Raw genomic sequence first — 17,027 nt, 5'->3', positions numbered from 1 at the left:
AAAATCGCTAATGAAAAACAGAATTTATCTGATTGGTGAGAGTAGGTGCGGTTAATGATCATTAACCGCACTAATCAATGCTAAAAAGGGGGATTAACGCGGCGCGTTACCGCATCGCATCAGACGACAGGCGGGGTACCCTCGTGATCGGCCAGGGCATCAGCCGAGGCCATCGGGTCATTATCCGGGGCTGGCGCTTCATGAACCCAGACGGAAACCAGACGGTAGGAAACCGCCAGAACCACCGGGCCGATAAACAGACCAATCATGCCGAACGCGAACAGGCCACCAATCACGCCTGAGAGGATCAGAATCATCGGCAGGTCTGCGCCCATACGGATTAACATCGGGCGCAGAACGTTATCCATCGTGCCGACCACACAACTCCAGACCAGCAGCACGGTTCCCCAGGTAGTATCGCCGCTCCAGTAGAGATAAATGATGGCAGGAACCAGCACCAGCAGTGGACCGAGCTGTACCAGACAGCAGAGGATCATCAGCACCGTCAACAGCGTGGCATAAGGAATACCGGAGATCGCCAGTCCGATACCGCCCAGCACACCCTGCACCAGCGCCGTTACCACCACGCCAAGCGCTACGGCACGGATTGACTGGGCTGCCAGCTGTACGGCGGCATCACCGCGTCGCCCTGCCATGCGAAACGCGAAGTGACGGATGCCCTGGGCAGCCTGTTCGCCACGCCAGTAAAGCAGCACGCTGAACAGTAACATCACGCCCAGATGGATCATAAAGCGTCCGAAATGACCGGCCTGAGCCACAAAAAAGCCTGTGGTGCGGCCGATGTAAGGCTGTATTTTCGCCATCACGCCGGCACCACCGCTAGCCACCAGCGTGTCATAACTGACATACAGCTTTTTGCCAACCATCGGAATTTCTCTGAGCCACGTCAGTTTCGGCATCGTGTGGCCCTGGGTAACCCAGGCAATCACAGGCGCACTGTTATCGATCAGGCTGCTGACCAGCAGGGCGATAGGAATAATAAACAACAATAGCAGCAGCAGTGTCATGACGATCACCGCCAGTGAACGGCGTCCCCATAACAGTCGCTGGAATTTCAGCATCAATGGCCAGGTGGCAATCACCACCATGCTGGCCCAGGCAAAGCCCAGAATAAACGGCTGCACCACCCATAAGCAGGCGACGATCAACAGCAGAATGAACATCAGGGTGAAGAGTATTTGTGGTAAATCCATATCCCGATACTGGCTTTTCATCATTGACTCATAACCTCGTCTTAATCCTTCATCTTCGGGTATTAGGATGCCCGTTTTTATCATGATCTATTTACCAGGGATTAAACAGCGCCGTGGTGAAAGGTTTTTGCCTTTTCTGAAAAAAGGGCAGACGCAGGAAAAATATGATAAAACGAGAAATCGCTCACGCATAAACGCAAACGTTTACAACACCTTCGGTCAGACAATCATGATCCCACAGATTTCGCAGGCGCCGGGCCTCGTTCAACTGGTGCTGACGTTCCTTGAATCACTGAAAGAGCAGGGGTTTACGGGTGACATGGCGACCAGCTATGCCGATCGCCTCTCACTTTCCACTGATAACAGTATCTATCAGCTGCTACCCGACGCGGCGCTCTTTCCGCGCTCAACGGCGGATGTTGCACTGCTCGCCCGCGTGGCCGGAGAAGCGCGTTTCACCAGTCTGGTGTTTACCCCGCGTGGCGGCGGCACTGGCACCAACGGGCAGTCGCTGAATCAGGGGATTGTGGTGGATATGTCGCGCTACATGAACCGCATCCTGGAGATCAATACGGATGAGGGCTGGGTGCGGGTCGAAGCGGGAGTCATCAAAGATCAACTGAATGCGTGGCTGAAGCCTTTCGGTTTTTTCTTCTCGCCAGAGCTTTCCACCAGTAACCGCGCAACGCTGGGCGGGATGATCAATACAGATGCGTCGGGTCAGGGTTCGCTGGTGTATGGCAAAACTTCGGACCATGTGCTGGGTCTGCGCGCCGTGCTGCTGGGCGGCGATATCCTTGATACGCGACCCATGGCAACTGCGCTGGCTGAAACCCTGGCTCAGACAGCCACACCTGAAGGGCGGCTCTATCAGCAGGTCCTCACGCGTTGCCGCGAGCAGCGTGCGCTGATTCTGGAAAAGTTTCCTAAGCTGAATCGGTTTCTGACCGGATATGACCTGCGACATGTGTTCAGCGATGATATGCAAACCTTTGACCTGACGCGCCTGCTGTGTGGCGCAGAAGGTACGCTGGCTTTCGTCACAGAAGCGCGGCTCGATATCACCCCACTGCCGAAAGTGCGGCGACTGGTGAACATCAAGTATGACTCTTTTGATTCTGCCCTGCGCAATGCGCCCTTAATGGTAGAAGCGCAGGCGCTTTCAGTTGAAACCGTTGACTCTAAAGTGCTGAATCTGGCGCGGGAAGATATCGTCTGGCACTCGGTGCGTGAATTGATTGCTGACGTACCCGACAAAGAGATGCTGGGTCTGAATATTGTTGAATTCGCCGGTGACAACGCAGTGCTGATCGATCAGCAGATTGAACAGCTCTGCACCCGCCTTGACGCGCTGATGGCGCAGCAGCAGGGCGGCGTAATTGGCTATCAGTTCTGTAACGATCTGGATGGCATTGAGCGCATCTATAACATGCGGAAAAAAGCGGTGGGTCTGTTGGGGAATGCCAAAGGCCGCGCTAAACCGATCCCATTTGTGGAAGATACCGCCGTCCCGCCGGAAAAACTGGCGGACTACATTGTTGAGTTTCGCGCGTTGCTGGACAGCCACGGTCTTAGCTACGGCATGTTTGGTCATGTCGATGCAGGCGTCCTGCACGTGCGCCCGGCGCTGGATATGTGCGATCCGCAGCAGGAGATGATGATGAAACAGATCTCCGACGAAGTGGTGGCGCTGACCGCGCGCTACGGTGGCCTGCTGTGGGGCGAACATGGCAAAGGTTTCCGCGCCCAGTACAGTCCGGCATTCTTTGGCGAGACGCTGTTTAACGAACTGCGCCGCATCAAAGCGGCCTTTGATCCTCTTAACCGACTCAATCCCGGCAAGATCTGTACGCCTTTTAACAGCAACGACGAGATGATGCAGGTTGATGCAGTGAAGCGCGGAACCTTCGATCGACAGATTCCGGTCACGGTCCGGGATGAATGGCGTGGGGCGATGGAGTGCAACGGCAACGGGTTGTGTTTTAACTTTGATGCCCGCAGCCCGATGTGTCCCTCCATGAAGATCACGCGCAACCGCATTCACTCACCCAAAGGGCGGGCGACGCTGACGCGGGAGTGGCTACGGCTGCTGGCCGAACAGGGCGTCGATCCCCTGGCACTGGAAAAGCAGCTGCCGGAAAACAGCCTGTCACTGCGCGGGATGATTGCCCGTACCCGCAACAGCTGGCACGCCAGTAAAGGGGAGTATGACTTCTCACACGAGGTGAAAGAGGCGATGTCAGGCTGTCTGGCCTGCAAAGCCTGCTCAACCCAGTGTCCGATTAAAATTGACGTGCCCGCGTTTCGTTCGCGCTTCCTTCAGCTCTATCACACCCGTTATCTGCGTCCGGTGAGCGATCATCTGGTGGCGGCGGTTGAAGGCTATGCGCCCCTGATGGCGAAAGCCCCGAACGTGTTCAACTTTTTCCTGCGCCAGCCGTGGGTGAAAGAGTTAAGCAAGACGCATATCGGCATGGTCGATCTGCCTCTGCTCTCAGCGCCTAATCTGAAACAACAGCTCAGCGGTCATCCCGCCATGAACATGACGCTGGAGCAGCTCGAAGGGCTGTCGGCCACTGAGCGCGCCAACTGCGTGCTGGTGGTACAGGATCCTTTCACCAGCTTCTATGAGGCACAGCTGGTTAACGATTTTGTCAGGCTGATTGAGAAGCTGGGCTACCGTCCGGTGCTGCTGCCGTTCTCGCCAAATGGCAAAGCACAGCATGTGAAAGGCTTTCTGCAACGTTTCGCCCGCACCGCAGCCCGCACTGCCGATTTTCTTAACCGGGTAGCAAAACTGGAGCTGCCTATGGTGGGTGTGGATCCCGCTACCGTGCTGTGTTATCGCGATGAGTATCGTCAGACGCTGGGTGAATCACGCGGCGACTTTAGCGTATTGCTGGTGCATGAATGGTTAGAGCGTGCGCTGGCAGAGCGTGACGTGCAGGTCACGGGCGGGGAGTCATGGTATCTCTTTGCGCACTGTACAGAGGTAACCGCGCTGCCTTCCACACCGAATCAGTGGCAGGGGATCTTTGCCCGGTTTGGTGCGAAGCTGGAAAACATCAATGTGGGGTGCTGCGGCATGGCGGGCACCTACGGCCACGAAAGTAAAAATCTCGAAAACTCGCTGGGGATCTACGCGCTCTCCTGGCATCCTCAGCTCCAGCGATTGCCGCGCCAGCGTTGCCTTGCCACCGGCTATTCATGCCGCAGTCAGGTCAAACGTGTGGAAGGCAACGGCATGCGCCATCCGCTTCAGGCATTGTTAGAGATAATGTAAAAAAATTGTGCGCGACGTCACGCCGTGGCTGGATTAGAATATCCAGCCTGCGTGACGTACAAAGTCACTTTGCAGCACGGTGGCTTTGTTCCATTCTCCGACCATGGCCAGTTGATGGCAGAGTCGGGTCAGGGACAGTCGCGCCAGTTGATAAGCCTGAAGGCGAAACAGGCGATCGCGATCGTTGTTTCCCATCTCCTGCACCAGTCGGTGATGCAGTTTACCCAAGGCATGCAGGTAACTCTGATCGTCACCGTTCATCTGGCAGACTTCTGCCATATCCTGACAGGCATCATTAAACTGACGTAGTTGATGGATCGTGCAGTCGATCCGGTCAAGCTTTGCCTGCTCCATATAAAAGTCGACGGTAATGTCACGCACGGAAAAGCGGTATTCGTCGATTTTGTGCTGCAACCAGGCTGAAACAGAGAGGGTCATTGCGTCGCCCTGAATGTGAATGATAATAATTATCATATTCATCCATTCTGGGATTGCAATTGCCGGGCAGAAAAATTTATCGATTTATCCTGCCTGTCGGTATAATCGGAAATAACAATCTGTTTACATCGAAGAAAGGCGTAACCTATCAATAAGCACTTTTATCAAAAATGGCTATTTTAAAAAGAGTGATTTATTAATAGGTTATCACTGGCTTATTGATGCTGATTTTCCCACCGCAGGGTGAGCTGAAGCAGCTATGCTTAATAAATAAGCAGGTAAAATAGCACTAGATGATTATCCCTGCAAAACAAGAGGTTGAAGTGATTGGTCAGATCACTACCATAGGGGGATAACCTGAAAAGGTCCGGACTCAAGAGGTATCAACATGGCATCTGTTAATACAGACTCTTTCTCACCCGACGATTTTGTCTGGAAAGGGCTGACGCTGACTGAAACCGCAGCGCAACAAATACTCAATCTGGCGGCTCAGGACCCTGATGTCAAGGGTCTGCGCCTTGGCGTGAAACAATCTGGCTGCGCCGGGTTTGGCTACGTCATGGACATGGTTAAAGAGCCCGTCGAAGACGATCTGCAGTTCTCATTCCACGGTGCAACGTTGTTTGTGCCGCTTCAGGCGATGCCATTCGTTGATGGCACCGAGCTGGATTATGTTCGCGAAGGCCTGAATCAGATTTTTAAATTCAATAACCCTAAAGCTCAGCACGCCTGCGGGTGCGGTGAGAGCTTTGGCGTCGAGTAAGTGAAATATGTCACGACACAGCGAAACATCTGACGATGTACAAATCTGGGAAGGCAAGCTCAACTACAAAGAGGGCTTCTTTACCCAACTGCAGACCGAAGAATTTGCCAACGGCATTAATGAAGATGTGGTGCGGGCAATCTCGGCCAAGCGTAACGAGCCAGAGTGGATGCTGGAGTTTCGTCTTAAAGCTTTTCGTGCCTGGCTTGAAATGGAAGAGCCACACTGGCTGAAAGCCCACTACGAAAAACTCGACTACCAGGATTACAGCTACTACTCTGCGCCGTCCTGCGGCAACTGTGATGACAGCTGTGCTTCCGAACCGGGCGCCTTGCAGGCTTCAGGCAGCGCGCCAGCCAGCGACTATCTGACGCAGGAAGTGGAAAACGCGTTTAATCAGCTGGGTGTGCCGGTACGTGAAGGTCGCGAAGTGGCGGTTGACGCCATTTTTGACTCCGTTTCGGTAGCAACCACTTATCGCGGCAAGCTGGCGGAGCAGGGGATTATCTTCTGTTCATTCGGCGAAGCGATTCAGGAGCATCCTGAACTGGTGAAGCAGTATCTCGGGACGGTGGTTCCGGCTAACGATAACTTCTTTGCCGCGCTGAACTCGGCGGTTGCCTCTGACGGCACCTTCGTTTACATCCCGAAAGGGGTGCGTTGCCCGATGGAGCTGTCGACCTATTTCCGCATCAATGCGGCAAAAACGGGTCAGTTCGAACGCACCATCCTGATCGCCGATGAAGACAGTTATGTCAGCTATATCGAAGGTTGTTCTGCGCCAGTGCGTGATACTTATCAGCTGCACGCGGCCGTCGTGGAAGTGATCATCCACAAAAATGCCGAAGTAAAATATTCGACTGTTCAGAACTGGTTCCCAGGTGGCGAAGGTGAGGGCGGTATCCTGAATTTCGTGACCAAGCGCGCGCTGTGTGAAGGTGACCACAGCAAGATGTCCTGGACGCAGTCGGAAACCGGTTCGGCTATCACCTGGAAATACCCGAGTTGCATTCTGCGCGGGGACTATTCGGTAGGCGAATTCTATTCAGTAGCACTGACCAGTGGGCGTCAGCAGGCCGATACCGGCACCAAGATGATCCACATTGGTAAAAATACCAAATCGACCATTATCTCCAAGGGGATCTCGGCCGGTAAAAGTCAGAACACCTATCGCGGGCTGGTGAAGATCATGCCAACCGCCACCAATGCCCGTAACTTTACCCAGTGTGACTCGATGCTGATCGGTCCGGATTGCGGCGCACATACTTTCCCGTATGTTGAGACCCGCAACAACACCGCTCAGCTGGAGCATGAAGCCACGACCTCACGTATCGGCGAAGATCAGATGTTCTACTGTCTGCAACGCGGTATCAGTGAAGAAGATGCGATCTCCATGATCGTGAACGGCTTCTGTAAAGACGTATTCTCGGAGCTGCCACTGGAATTTGCCGTGGAAGCCCAGAAATTGTTAGCCATCAGCCTTGAGCACAGTGTGGGCTGATGCCGTCACACGCCTTGCCGGAAGCAATGTGAAGGAATAAGAATGTTAAGCATTAAAGATTTGCAGGTCAGTGTTGAAGATAAAGCCATTCTGCGTGGCCTGAATCTCGAAATTAAACCGGGCGAAGTGCATGCCATCATGGGCCCGAACGGCTCAGGTAAAAGTACGCTGTCAGCGACGCTTGCAGGCCGTGAAGATTACCAGGTTACGGGTGGTTCGGTCAGCTTTAAAGGTAAAGATCTGCTGGAACTGGCACCTGAAGAGCGTGCCGGTGAAGGCATCTTTATGGCGTTCCAGTATCCGGTAGAGATTCCTGGCGTCAGTAACCAGTTTTTCCTGCAAACCTCGGTTAACGCGGTGCGCAAATATCGTCAGCAGGAAGAGCTGGATCGCTTCGATTTCCAGGACTTTATTGAAGAGAAAATTCAGCTGCTGAAGATGCCGGAAGATCTGCTGACCCGATCAGTCAACGTTGGCTTCTCCGGTGGTGAGAAGAAGCGTAACGACATTTTGCAGATGGCGGCGCTGGAACCGGAGCTCTGCATCCTGGATGAGACCGACTCCGGTCTGGATATCGATGCGCTGAAAATCGTTGCCAATGGCGTAAACAGCCTGCGTGACGAGAAGCGTGCCTTTATCATCGTGACTCACTACCAGCGTATTCTGGATTACATCAAGCCAGACTTCGTTCATGTTCTGTATCAGGGCAAAATCGTGAAATCTGGCGACTTCTCGCTGGTGAAACAGCTGGAGGAGCAAGGTTATGGCTGGCTTACCGACGAAGAGTGATTCTGCGCTGCAACAGTGGCATCACCTGTTTGAGTCGCGTGGCGACGTGCGTTCTCTGCAGGCACAGCAGCACTGGCAGCAATTGATGCGTGTTGGCCTGCCAACCCGCAAGCATGAAAACTGGAAGTACACGCCGCTGGATACGCTGCTTTCCCAGCAGTTTGTGCTGCCCGATGCGCCACAGACTCTGAGCGCTGAACAGGTTGATGCTCTGGCGCTGCCGCTGGATGCGATCCGTCTGGTTTATGTCGACGGTCAGTTCCAGCCTGCCTTTAGCAGCCGCGACGTTGAGCTGTTTGAGGTTCAGCACAGCGTAGCCGCCGAGCGCCGTCCGCTGCCCGCAGCGGTCCAGCCGGAAGTCTTCCTGCACCTGACAGAAAGTCTGGCGGAAGAGGTTACGACCCTGCGTCTGCCTCGTGGTAAATCCGCTGCGCGTCCGATCTACCTGCTGCATATCACCAGCGGCCAGCAGACGGGCATGAATACGGTTCACTATCGTCATCATCTGCAGCTGGAAGAGAGTGCTGAAGCGGAAGTTATTGAGCACTACGTTTCACTGGATGAGCGCGCCCATTTCACCGGCACGCGCTTTACCTTTGCCGTCGGCGACAACGCAAAGCTGACCCACACTAAGCTGTCCTTTGAAAGCAGTGCCAGCTATCACTTCGCTCATAACGATCTGGTGATTGGCAATGATGGCCAGGTCAGCAGCACCAGTTTCCTGCTGGGTGCCGGATTGTCGCGTCATAACACCAGTACTCAGCTGAACGGCGAAAATACCACGCTGTCGATTAACAGCCTGGTGTTGCCAGTGAAACAGGAAGTGGCCGATACCCGCACTTACCTGGAGCACAACAAAGGTCACTGTATGAGTCGCCAGATGCATAAAACCATCGTGCGTGACAAAGGCCGGGCGGTGTTTAACGGCCATATTAAAGTGGCACAGCATGCGCTGAAGACTGACGGACAGATGACCAACAACAACCTGTTGCTGGGCAAACTCTCTGAAGTGGACACTAAACCGCAGCTGGAAATTTACGCAGATGACGTGAAGTGCAGCCACGGTGCCACCATCGGTCGTATCGATGATGAGCAGATGTTCTATCTGCGTTCGCGCGGTATTGAAGAGGATGCGGCGCAGACCATGATTATTCATGCGTTTGCCGCAGAGCTGACCGAAACACTGGAAAACAGCGTGATGCGTCAGGCTGTGCTGCAGCGCATTGCTGAACGTTTTCCCGGAGGCGACATATGATGAACTTCGATCTCGAACGCATCAGGGCTGATTTTCCTATCCTGAAGCGTGAGGTCAACGGTCATCCGCTGGCCTATCTTGACAGTGCGGCCAGTGCACAGCGTCCACTCTCGGTAATTAATGCCGAGAGTCATTTCTATCAGCACGGCTATGCGGCCGTGCACCGTGGTATCCATACGCTGAGCCAGCAGGCGACCAGCGACATGGAGAATGTGCGCGATCAGGCTGCCCGTTTTATCAATGCGCAGTCACAGGAAGAGATTGTCTTCGTCAAAGGCACTACCGAGGGCATCAATCTGGTGGCGAACACCTGGGGCAGCAGTAACCTCCAGGCTGGCGACAACCTGATCATCACTGAGATGGAGCATCACGCCAATATCGTTCCCTGGCAGATGCTGGCCCAGCGCACCGGCGCAGAAGTGCGCGTCCTGCCATTGAATGACAGCGGTGAACTGGCGCTGGAGCAACTGGCGGGGCTGATCGACAGCCGTACGCGGTTGCTGGCCGTCACGCACGTTTCAAACGTACTCGGCACCGTTAACCCGGTTAAGGCGATTGTGGCACAGGCCAAAGCCGCTGGCGTGGTAACACTGGTGGATGGCGCGCAGGCGGTTATGCATGACAAAGTCGACGTGCAGGATATCGGCTGCGACTTCTACGTCTTCTCCAGTCATAAACTCTATGGTCCAAACGGCGTAGGTATTCTTTACGGCCGCAAAGCGCTGCTGGATGAGATGCCACCGTGGGAAGGCGGCGGTTCGATGATTGACCGCGTCATGCTGCCCACCGGTACCACCTGGAACAGCGCGCCGTGGCGTTTTGAAGCGGGTACGCCGAACACCGGCGGCATTATCGGTTTTGGTGCGGCACTGGCCTATGTGCAGGCGCTGGGACTGGATACGATTCATCAGCGCGAAACGGCTTTGATGAATTATGCGCTCGATAAGCTGGGCACCGTTCCGGACATTCAGATTTATGGCCCGCAGTCACGTGCTGGTGTGATCGCCTTCAACCTGGGCAAGCACCATGCTTATGACGTTGGCAGCTTCCTGGATCAATATGGTATTGCCATCCGCACAGGACATCATTGCGCGATGCCGCTGATGCAGCACTACAACGTCCCGGCGATGTGCCGCGCCTCCTTCACTTTCTATAACAGTGAAGAGGAAGTGGATCGTCTGGCTGCTGGTCTGACGCGCATTCATCGTCTGCTGGGCGGCTGAACAGTTTTAACGGAGTAAGTGATGGCGACTTTGCCTGAAAAAGAGAAACTGGTCCGCAACTTCAATCGTTGCGCCAACTGGGAAGAGAAGTATCTCTACATCATCGAGCTGGGTTCAAAGCTTCCGGAATCTTCTGAAACCTTACACCAGCCAGAAAACGTGATTTCGGGTTGTCAGAGTCAGGTGTGGATCAGAATGACTCCGCAGGAAGATGGTTCGATTTCGTTTGAAGGCGACAGCGATGCTGCTATCGTTAAAGGGCTGATTGCTATCGTATTTAGTCTTTATCAGAATCTGCAACCCGCCGAAATCCTGGCGCTGGATGTGCGCCACTGGTTTGGCGAACTGGCCCTGATGCAGCACCTCACGCCCACACGGTCGCAGGGGCTTGAGGCGATGATTCGGTCTATTCGCCATACCGCTCAGAACCTCAGCTAAGGTACACTCGACAGACGCCATCCGGCGTCTGTTTTTTTATCTGACGAGAAAAAATTGCATGAAACCTGCTTTACGTTTAGCCGGTGCATTGCTGCTGACCTGCTTTGGGCTCTCTGCACCCGCGTTCGCCACCGAATATCCGCTGCCACCGCCTGACAGTCGCCTGATTGGCGAAAACGTCCTGACTCAGGTTCCTGATGATAAACAACCACTCGAATCAATTGCGTCACGCTATCAGGTCGGCCTGCTGGGCATACTGGAAGCGAATCCCGGTACCGATCCCTGGCTGCCCAAAGCAGGTACTCAGCTGACGGTACCCCTTCAGATGATCCTGCCCGATACGCCGCGCGAAGGGATTGTGGTGAATCTCGCCGAGCTTCGCCTCTACTACTATCCCAAAGGGGAAGATAAAGTCATCGTCTATCCCATCGGCATTGGCCAGCTGGGTGCGGCAACGCCAGTCATGGTGACGCAGATCAGCCAGAAAATCCCGAATCCCACCTGGACGCCCACCCCGAATATCCGCAAACGTTACGCTAAAGAGGGCATTACGCTACCTGGCGTGGTCCCAGCCGGACCGGACAACCCGATGGGGCAGTTTGCCATGCGTCTGGCACGCGGCACTGGCCAGTACCTGATCCACGGCACCAATGCGAAGTTTGGCATTGGCATGCGTGTCAGTTCAGGTTGCATCCGCCTGCGTTCAGAGGATATCGAAGCGCTGTTTAATGCTGCACCTAAGGGCACGCGTGTTCAGATCATTAATCAGCCGGTGAAGTATGCCGTGGAGCCGGATGGGAAACGTTACGTGGAAGTGCATCAGCCACTGTCGCGTAACGACAAAGATGATCCGCAGACCATGCCAATTGCGATCACCAGTGACCTGAAGAAGTTCATGAAAAATGAGAAGAGTGATAGTGCGCTGATTAAAGCCAGCTTGACGCGTCGCTCAGGCATGCCTGTGCTGGTCAGTAATGGAGAGCCAGTACAGAGTGAAACCGTGCCGCCTGCGGGGCTGGAGAGTGCGTCTGTGGGTGCAGAAAGCCCTGTTATACAAAATGAAGGTAAAGCGGTTCAACCCTGAAACAATGCGTGCCTGAGAAGGGCACTGAATTCAGGCAAAAAAAATGGCGCCATAAAGGCGCCATTTTTAAACCAGAACTCTTACTTACGGTAAGAGTGAGCCTGGTTGTCCAGACGCTGGTTAGCGCGAGCTGCGTCATCTTTAGCAGCCTGAACGTCTGAACGCACTGCGTTCACGTCGTTGCTCAGCTGGTCAACTTTAGCGTTCAGAGTCTGAACGTCTGAAGACAGCTGGTCGATTTTAGCGTTGCTTGAGCAACCAGCCAGCATAGTTGAAGCCAGAACTACCGCGCCCAGTACCAGTTTAGTACGATTCATTATTTATACCCTCTAGATTGAGTTAATCTCCATGTAGCGTTACAAGTATTACACAAAGCTTTTTAAGTTGAGAATAAATTTTTGATGAGAACATGCTTAAATTTGATCGTTCGCTCAAAGAAGCAGCGAATCACAGAACATGATAGAAAAATTTAGCTAAAACAGAGGGATTTAATCGGATTAACCTTCATATAAAGTGTAATCGGATTGTTATTTTCGATTGGATTTATCTGGCACTTGCGTTAAGTACAAATAAAAAAAGCGCCTGACTCAGGCGCTTTAAAATAACAGATAAAGAAAGTTTTACAGGACGTGTACGGATGCGGTATTGGTAGTTCCGCTTGGTACTAATGCACCTGACACCAGCACCACGACATCGCCTTTCTGACCATAGCCACTTTCCAGCGCTGCTTCTTTACCCAGACGATAAAAATCATCGGTTGAAGCGATCTCAGTTACCAGACGCGTCTCAATGCCTTTGCTCAGGATCAGCTGACGGGCAGTGGTCGGATTGGTGGTCAGCGCCAGGATAGTCGCGTTCGGGAAGTATTTACGTACGGCTTTAGCCGACTTACCGCCTTCTGTAGCTACCACAATCAATGGTGCTTCCAGCTTCTCAGCTGTTTCAACAGCACCACGGCAGACCGCTTCGGTGATACGCATTTTGCGGTTATCACTCTGGCTGTCGATGCGGGACTTCATTACGCGGTCGGTACGCTCACAGATGGTCGCCATGATGGTGACCGACTCCAGCGGATAACGGCCTTTGGCGCTCTCACCAGACAGCATAACGGCATCGGTTCCGTCGAGGATGGCGTTGGCGACGTCACCGGCTTCTGCGCGGGTAGGGCGCGGGTTCTTGATCATGGAATCCAGCATCTGGGTGGCAGTGATAACCACTTTGCGTGCTTTATTACATTTTTTGATCATCATCTTCTGCGCGAAGATCACTTCTTCAACCGGGATCTCAACACCCAGGTCGCCACGCGCAACCATGATGCCGTCTGAGGCTTCGAGGATTTCGTCGAAGTTGTTCAGGCCTTCCTGGTTTTCGATTTTGGAGATGATCTGGATGTGCTCACCGCCGTTCTGTTTCAGGTGCTCACGAATTTCCAGCACGTCAGAACGTTTACGGATGAAAGAGGCGGCGACAAAGTCCACACCCTGCTCACAACCAAAGATCAGGTCGCGCTTATCTTTTTCAGCCAGTGCTGGCAGCTGAATGGAAACGCCCGGCAGGTTAACGCCTTTGTTCTCACCCAGGTCGCCGTTGTTCAGGACTTTACATACCACTGTGTTTTCAGTGACTTCGGTTACTTCCATGCCGATCAGGCCATCATCAACCAGCACAGTGTTGCCAATTTTCAGGTCAGCTGTGAAGCCCGGGTAGGTGACCGCAACGCGCTCGCTGTTGCCAATCACACTCTGGTCGGTCGTAAAGGTGAAGGTCTGACCCGCTTTCAGAGCAGCGTCGTTGCCGCCTTCCAGTTTCATGGTGCGGATTTCAGGGCCTTTGGTATCCAGCAGGATGGCGGCCTGACGGCCGGTTTTTTGCATTACGGCACGCATATTGGTGATGCGCTGGCCATGCTCAGCATAGTCGCCGTGAGAAAAGTTAAGACGCATAACATTCATGCCAGCTTCAAGGAGCTGAGTCAGCATCTCTTCGGATTCGGTTTTCGGGCCAATTGTACAAACGATTTTAGTCTTTTTCATGACGGATTTTCTGTAAGTTGTGATGGATGAATAAGGGCGGAATTCGATGGCAGCGCATCGAAGTGAAATTTCTGATTGAGACTGAAATGGGCAGTACTGAGTAAGAATAGGTGACGAAGGCCAGGCGTGCAGGGAAGTTGTGCGGTTACGGTTGGTAACCACCACGCTGTTGTTGCGCAAATCATTTGAGTTATCGCAGTATGCACGTGATCGCTGAAACCTTTCAAGTAAGCAACGCGGGACAGTATAGACGCTAAGTATGCGAAAACCAATCAAAAAGCAGAGGAGGTAAGCGATGCAGATCAATAAAAGGGGTGTTGCGCAAACTGCGGAAATTCTGAAAGTGGTGCGCTCTAATGGACTCGAACCATCGACCCCCACCATGTCAAGGTGGTGCTCTAACCAACTGAGCTAAGAGCGCATTTTGAATCTTTTGAATAGTGGTGCGTCCGAGTGGACTCGAACCACCGACCCCCACCATGTCAAGGTGGTGCTCTAACCAACTGAGCTACGGACGCACTTGGTGCGCTCTAATGGACTCGAACCATCGACCCCCACCATGTCAAGGTGGTGCTCTAACCAACTGAGCTAAGAGCGCAACATGCTGTCAGGGCGACAGCGGGGACGAATATTAACGGCAGCGTGTAAGGCTGGCAAGGGGAAAATAGTTTTTTCGCCGTGACTGCGCAGCAACTGTGCTAACCGTCGTTTTTTTCATCATTGCGGGCCACGCATGACCCGCCTATTTAGCTATCGCGCCGCGCGCTTAAGAATGATTTCAGCAGGGAATTGCTGTAACCGTCTGATGCGCCAGAGCATCATGATGGCCGCTGAGGTCAGGCCGATGATAAAGCCGCACCAGAAGCCCGCCGGTCCCATCCGGGGCACAATCCAGTCGGTCAGCGCCAGCAGATAGCCAGCCGGCAGCCCCAGTAGCCAGTAAGCGATAAAGGTAATAAAGAATATTGACCGCGTATCTTTATAGCCGCGCAGGATCCCGCTGCCAATCACCTGAATCGAGTCTGAGAACTGATAAATCGCCGCCAGCATCATCAGCTGTGCCGCCAGCGTTACCACGTCGGGATTGTCGTTGTAGAGCAGGGCAATCTGATGACGAAACGTCACGGTAAAAATCGCGGTCAGTGCCGCCATGCTGATCCCAACACCCTGGGCGGTCCAGGCCGCGACGCGGGCTTGCTCGGTGGAGCCCTGACCCAGGCGATACCCGACGCGGATAGTGGTCGCGACACCCAGCGACAGCGGCAACACGAACATCAGTGAACTGAAATTCAGCGCAATCTGGTGACCGGCCACATTAACGATGCCCAGTGGTGAGACCAGCAGAGCCACAACGGCGAACAGCGTGACCTCAAAGAAGAGCGCCAGCGCCACCGGCAATCCCAGCGTCATCAGGCGGCTCAGAATCGGACGCGAAGGAGGTGACCAGCGGCTCTCCATCCGGATATCGCGCATGCTACCCATCCGGCGTACCCAGAAGCGCATACAGATAAACATCACCCAGTAAACAGAGGCGGTCGCTACGCCACAGCCGACACCCCCCAGGGCAGGCATGCCGAAGTGACCATAAATGAAGATATAGTTAAGCGGGATGTTGAACATCAGCCCCAGAAAGCCCAGCACCATGGCGGGTTTCGTCTTCGACAGCCCCTCGCACTGATTGCGCAGCACCTGGAAGAAGAGATAGCCAGGCGCGCCGAATAGCAGGGCATGCAGATAGCCTTCTGCTTTGAGCGCCAGCGCCGGATCAATGTCATGCATCGCCCGGATGAGATAACCGGCATGCCACAGCAGCACCATAATCAGCAGGGAGACGAAGAAGGCGAGCCAGTATCCCTGGCGGATCTGTTCGCCGATGCGTTCGCGGCGACCTGAACCGTTGAGTTGCGCAACGGTGGGCGTCAATGCAAGCAGAAGACCATGACCAAAAAGGATGGCCGGAAGCCAGACAGAGGTGCCGACAGCAACGGCGGCCATATCCGTGGCGCTGACAGCGCCGGCCATAATGGTATCCACAAATCCCATTGCGGTTTGAGCCACCTGAGCAAGGATGACCGGAATCGCAAGGGCCAGCAATTGACGCGCTTCTGTTAAATACTTCTGCACGTTAACACCTGACTTGTTGAATGAATTAAAAGGGCAGAAAAGCCCAGGAAATTGCGCGAGCTAGTGTAACTGGCGTAACACTATTCGCCAATCTTTGTCACACAATGCGGTTTGCCACAGATTAAAGAAGCGGTGCGGGCTGAATTCTAACAGCTGACCTGAGCTGTGATAAACTAACGCAAACTTCGCAGAGGCAAAGACTATGTTTACCGGTATTGTGCAGGGCACCGCAGAAATCGTGTCCATTGAAGAGAAAGAACTGTTTCGTACCCACACTGTCAGACTGCCGGAAGAACTGTTACCGGGTCTGGCGCTCGGCGCATCTGTCGCTCATAACGGTTGCTGCTTAACCGTGACGGCAATTGACGGCGACCGCGTTAGTTTTGATTTAATTAAAGAGACATTGCGGGTGACCAATCTTGGCGATTTACATCAGGGCGATGTCGTCAATATTGAGCGTGCAGCCAAATTCAGCGATGAAATAGGCGGCCATCTGATGTCAGGTCATATTATGACCACCGCTGAAATCTGCAAGATTATCCAGTCAGAACATAATCGCGAAGTCTGGTTTAAAATCCAGGATCCGATGCAGATGAAATATATTCTGCATAAAGGTTATGTCGGCATCGACGGTATCAGCCTGACGGTAGGTGATGTGACTAAGACCAAATTCTGCGTCTATCTGATCCCCGAAACGCTGGAGCGCACGACTCTGGGCGCGAAGACGTTTGGCGATCGGGTCAATATTGAGGTCGACCCGCACACGCAGGCGATCGTAGAGACCGTTGAGCGGGTATTAGCACAGCGCGATGCCGCGGCGGCGATGAGCATGCTGACCGGCCAGCCTGACGCCGAGAGCTAATAAGCGGCAAAGATTGCTGG

14 protein-coding genes and 3 tRNA genes are annotated in these 17,027 nt (G+C 53.7%); 9 read left to right on the top strand and 8 right to left on the bottom strand.

Annotated features, from left to right (window positions below; translation table 11 throughout):
- Positions 1 to 119: 119 nt before the first annotated feature.
- Positions 120 to 1,238, bottom strand: coding sequence for an AI-2E family transporter YdiK (gene ydiK, locus HZZ01_RS05890; protein ID WP_370463416.1), 1,119 nt, complete (start codon positions 1,236 to 1,238; stop codon positions 120 to 122).
- 205 nt (positions 1,239 to 1,443) lie between these two features.
- Here ydiK and HZZ01_RS05885 point away from each other — a divergent pair, with 205 nt between their 5' ends.
- Complete coding sequence (locus HZZ01_RS05885) at positions 1,444 to 4,497, top strand: FAD-binding and (Fe-S)-binding domain-containing protein (RefSeq protein WP_179895889.1); 3,054 nt, start codon at positions 1,444 to 1,446, stop codon at positions 4,495 to 4,497.
- Between the two features lie 33 nt (positions 4,498 to 4,530).
- Here HZZ01_RS05885 and HZZ01_RS05880 read toward each other — a convergent pair whose 3' ends face one another.
- Positions 4,531 to 4,935, bottom strand: a complete 405-nt coding sequence (locus tag HZZ01_RS05880) for a hypothetical protein (protein WP_179897069.1) — start codon at positions 4,933 to 4,935, stop codon at positions 4,531 to 4,533.
- 388 nt (positions 4,936 to 5,323) lie between these two features.
- Here HZZ01_RS05880 and sufA point away from each other — a divergent pair, with 388 nt between their 5' ends.
- The 7 genes from sufA to HZZ01_RS05845 are packed head-to-tail and all read left to right on the top strand — an operon-like array spanning position 5,324 to position 11,988.
- The gene (gene sufA / locus HZZ01_RS05875; protein ID WP_179895888.1) at positions 5,324 to 5,698 is read left to right on the top strand and encodes a Fe-S cluster assembly scaffold SufA; all 375 of its coding nucleotides are present in this window, start codon (positions 5,324 to 5,326) and stop codon (positions 5,696 to 5,698) included.
- A gap of 7 nt (positions 5,699 to 5,705) precedes the next feature.
- Positions 5,706 to 7,199 (top strand): Fe-S cluster assembly protein SufB, encoded by a 1,494-nt coding sequence (gene sufB, locus HZZ01_RS05870; RefSeq protein ID WP_010245634.1) that lies wholly within the window; start codon positions 5,706 to 5,708, stop codon positions 7,197 to 7,199.
- 42 nt (positions 7,200 to 7,241) lie between these two features.
- Complete coding sequence (gene sufC, locus HZZ01_RS05865; RefSeq protein ID WP_090961543.1) at positions 7,242 to 7,988, top strand: Fe-S cluster assembly ATPase SufC; 747 nt, start codon at positions 7,242 to 7,244, stop codon at positions 7,986 to 7,988.
- Positions 7,963 to 9,243 carry a Fe-S cluster assembly protein SufD gene (gene sufD, locus HZZ01_RS05860; RefSeq protein WP_179895887.1) on the top strand — a complete coding sequence of 427 codons (1,281 nt, stop codon included), beginning with the start codon at positions 7,963 to 7,965 and terminating at the stop codon, positions 9,241 to 9,243. Before sufC ends, sufD begins: the two co-directional genes overlap by 26 nt.
- The gene (gene sufS / locus HZZ01_RS05855; RefSeq protein ID WP_136197886.1) at positions 9,243 to 10,466 is read left to right on the top strand and encodes a cysteine desulfurase SufS; all 1,224 of its coding nucleotides are present in this window, start codon (positions 9,243 to 9,245) and stop codon (positions 10,464 to 10,466) included. The genes sufD and sufS overlap by 1 nt, the downstream gene beginning before the upstream one ends.
- Positions 10,467 to 10,487: 21 nt before the next feature.
- Positions 10,488 to 10,904 carry a cysteine desulfuration protein SufE gene (gene sufE / locus HZZ01_RS05850; protein WP_179895886.1) on the top strand — a complete coding sequence of 139 codons (417 nt, stop codon included), beginning with the start codon at positions 10,488 to 10,490 and terminating at the stop codon, positions 10,902 to 10,904.
- A gap of 58 nt (positions 10,905 to 10,962) precedes the next feature.
- Positions 10,963 to 11,988, top strand: coding sequence for a L,D-transpeptidase family protein (locus HZZ01_RS05845; RefSeq protein ID WP_179895885.1), 1,026 nt, complete (start codon positions 10,963 to 10,965; stop codon positions 11,986 to 11,988).
- 80 nt (positions 11,989 to 12,068) lie between these two features.
- Here HZZ01_RS05845 and HZZ01_RS05840 read toward each other — a convergent pair whose 3' ends face one another.
- The 6 genes from HZZ01_RS05840 to HZZ01_RS05815 all read right to left on the bottom strand — a co-directional run bounded on the left by HZZ01_RS05840 (position 12,069) and on the right by HZZ01_RS05815 (position 16,145).
- Positions 12,069 to 12,305 (bottom strand): major outer membrane lipoprotein, encoded by a 237-nt coding sequence (locus HZZ01_RS05840; RefSeq protein WP_003853216.1) that lies wholly within the window; start codon positions 12,303 to 12,305, stop codon positions 12,069 to 12,071.
- Between the two features lie 303 nt (positions 12,306 to 12,608).
- Complete coding sequence (pykF, locus tag HZZ01_RS05835; RefSeq protein ID WP_090961529.1) at positions 12,609 to 14,021, bottom strand: pyruvate kinase PykF; 1,413 nt, start codon at positions 14,019 to 14,021, stop codon at positions 12,609 to 12,611.
- A 344-nt stretch (positions 14,022 to 14,365) separates the two neighbouring features.
- Positions 14,366 to 14,442, bottom strand: a tRNA-Val gene (locus tag HZZ01_RS05830).
- A gap of 20 nt (positions 14,443 to 14,462) precedes the next feature.
- Positions 14,463 to 14,539 (bottom strand) — tRNA-Val (locus HZZ01_RS05825).
- Positions 14,540 to 14,542: 3 nt separating this feature from the next.
- Positions 14,543 to 14,619, bottom strand: a tRNA-Val gene (locus tag HZZ01_RS05820).
- Between the two features lie 152 nt (positions 14,620 to 14,771).
- Complete coding sequence (locus tag HZZ01_RS05815) at positions 14,772 to 16,145, bottom strand: MATE family efflux transporter (RefSeq protein WP_179895884.1); 1,374 nt, start codon at positions 16,143 to 16,145, stop codon at positions 14,772 to 14,774.
- Positions 16,146 to 16,347: 202 nt separating this feature from the next.
- On the opposite strand from HZZ01_RS05815, the gene HZZ01_RS05810 reads away from it, so the two are divergent.
- Positions 16,348 to 17,007: a riboflavin synthase subunit alpha gene (locus tag HZZ01_RS05810; RefSeq protein WP_179895883.1), complete on the top strand. Its 660-nt coding sequence runs from the start codon at positions 16,348 to 16,350 to the stop codon at positions 17,005 to 17,007.
- Positions 17,008 to 17,027: the final 20 nt, after the last annotated feature.

This window comes from Pantoea sp. WMus005, assembly GCF_013415305.1.
Taxonomy (GTDB): domain Bacteria; phylum Pseudomonadota; class Gammaproteobacteria; order Enterobacterales; family Enterobacteriaceae; genus Pantoea; species Pantoea rara.
The sequence above is the reverse complement of the archived record's forward strand: the minus strand, read 5'-3'. Positions and strand labels throughout refer to the sequence as shown.

Excerpts from the sequence above, each read along its gene's own strand:
- ydiK (WP_370463416.1), bottom strand. The coding sequence starts at position 1,238 with ATGATGAAAAGCCAGTATCGGGATATGGATTTACCACAAATACTCTTC.
- HZZ01_RS05885 (WP_179895889.1), top strand. The coding sequence starts at position 1,444 with ATGATCCCACAGATTTCGCAGGCGCCGGGCCTCGTTCAACTGGTGCTG.
- HZZ01_RS05880 (WP_179897069.1), bottom strand. The coding sequence starts at position 4,935 with ATGACCCTCTCTGTTTCAGCCTGGTTGCAGCACAAAATCGACGAATAC.
- sufA (WP_179895888.1), top strand. The coding sequence starts at position 5,324 with ATGGCATCTGTTAATACAGACTCTTTCTCACCCGACGATTTTGTCTGG.
- sufB (WP_010245634.1), top strand. The coding sequence starts at position 5,706 with ATGTCACGACACAGCGAAACATCTGACGATGTACAAATCTGGGAAGGC.
- sufC (WP_090961543.1), top strand. The coding sequence starts at position 7,242 with ATGTTAAGCATTAAAGATTTGCAGGTCAGTGTTGAAGATAAAGCCATT.
- sufD (WP_179895887.1), top strand. The coding sequence starts at position 7,963 with ATGGCTGGCTTACCGACGAAGAGTGATTCTGCGCTGCAACAGTGGCAT.
- sufS (WP_136197886.1), top strand. The coding sequence starts at position 9,243 with ATGAACTTCGATCTCGAACGCATCAGGGCTGATTTTCCTATCCTGAAG.
- sufE (WP_179895886.1), top strand. The coding sequence starts at position 10,488 with ATGGCGACTTTGCCTGAAAAAGAGAAACTGGTCCGCAACTTCAATCGT.
- HZZ01_RS05845 (WP_179895885.1), top strand. The coding sequence starts at position 10,963 with ATGAAACCTGCTTTACGTTTAGCCGGTGCATTGCTGCTGACCTGCTTT.
- HZZ01_RS05840 (WP_003853216.1), bottom strand. The coding sequence starts at position 12,305 with ATGAATCGTACTAAACTGGTACTGGGCGCGGTAGTTCTGGCTTCAACT.
- pykF (WP_090961529.1), bottom strand. The coding sequence starts at position 14,021 with ATGAAAAAGACTAAAATCGTTTGTACAATTGGCCCGAAAACCGAATCC.
- HZZ01_RS05810 (WP_179895883.1), top strand. The coding sequence starts at position 16,348 with ATGTTTACCGGTATTGTGCAGGGCACCGCAGAAATCGTGTCCATTGAA.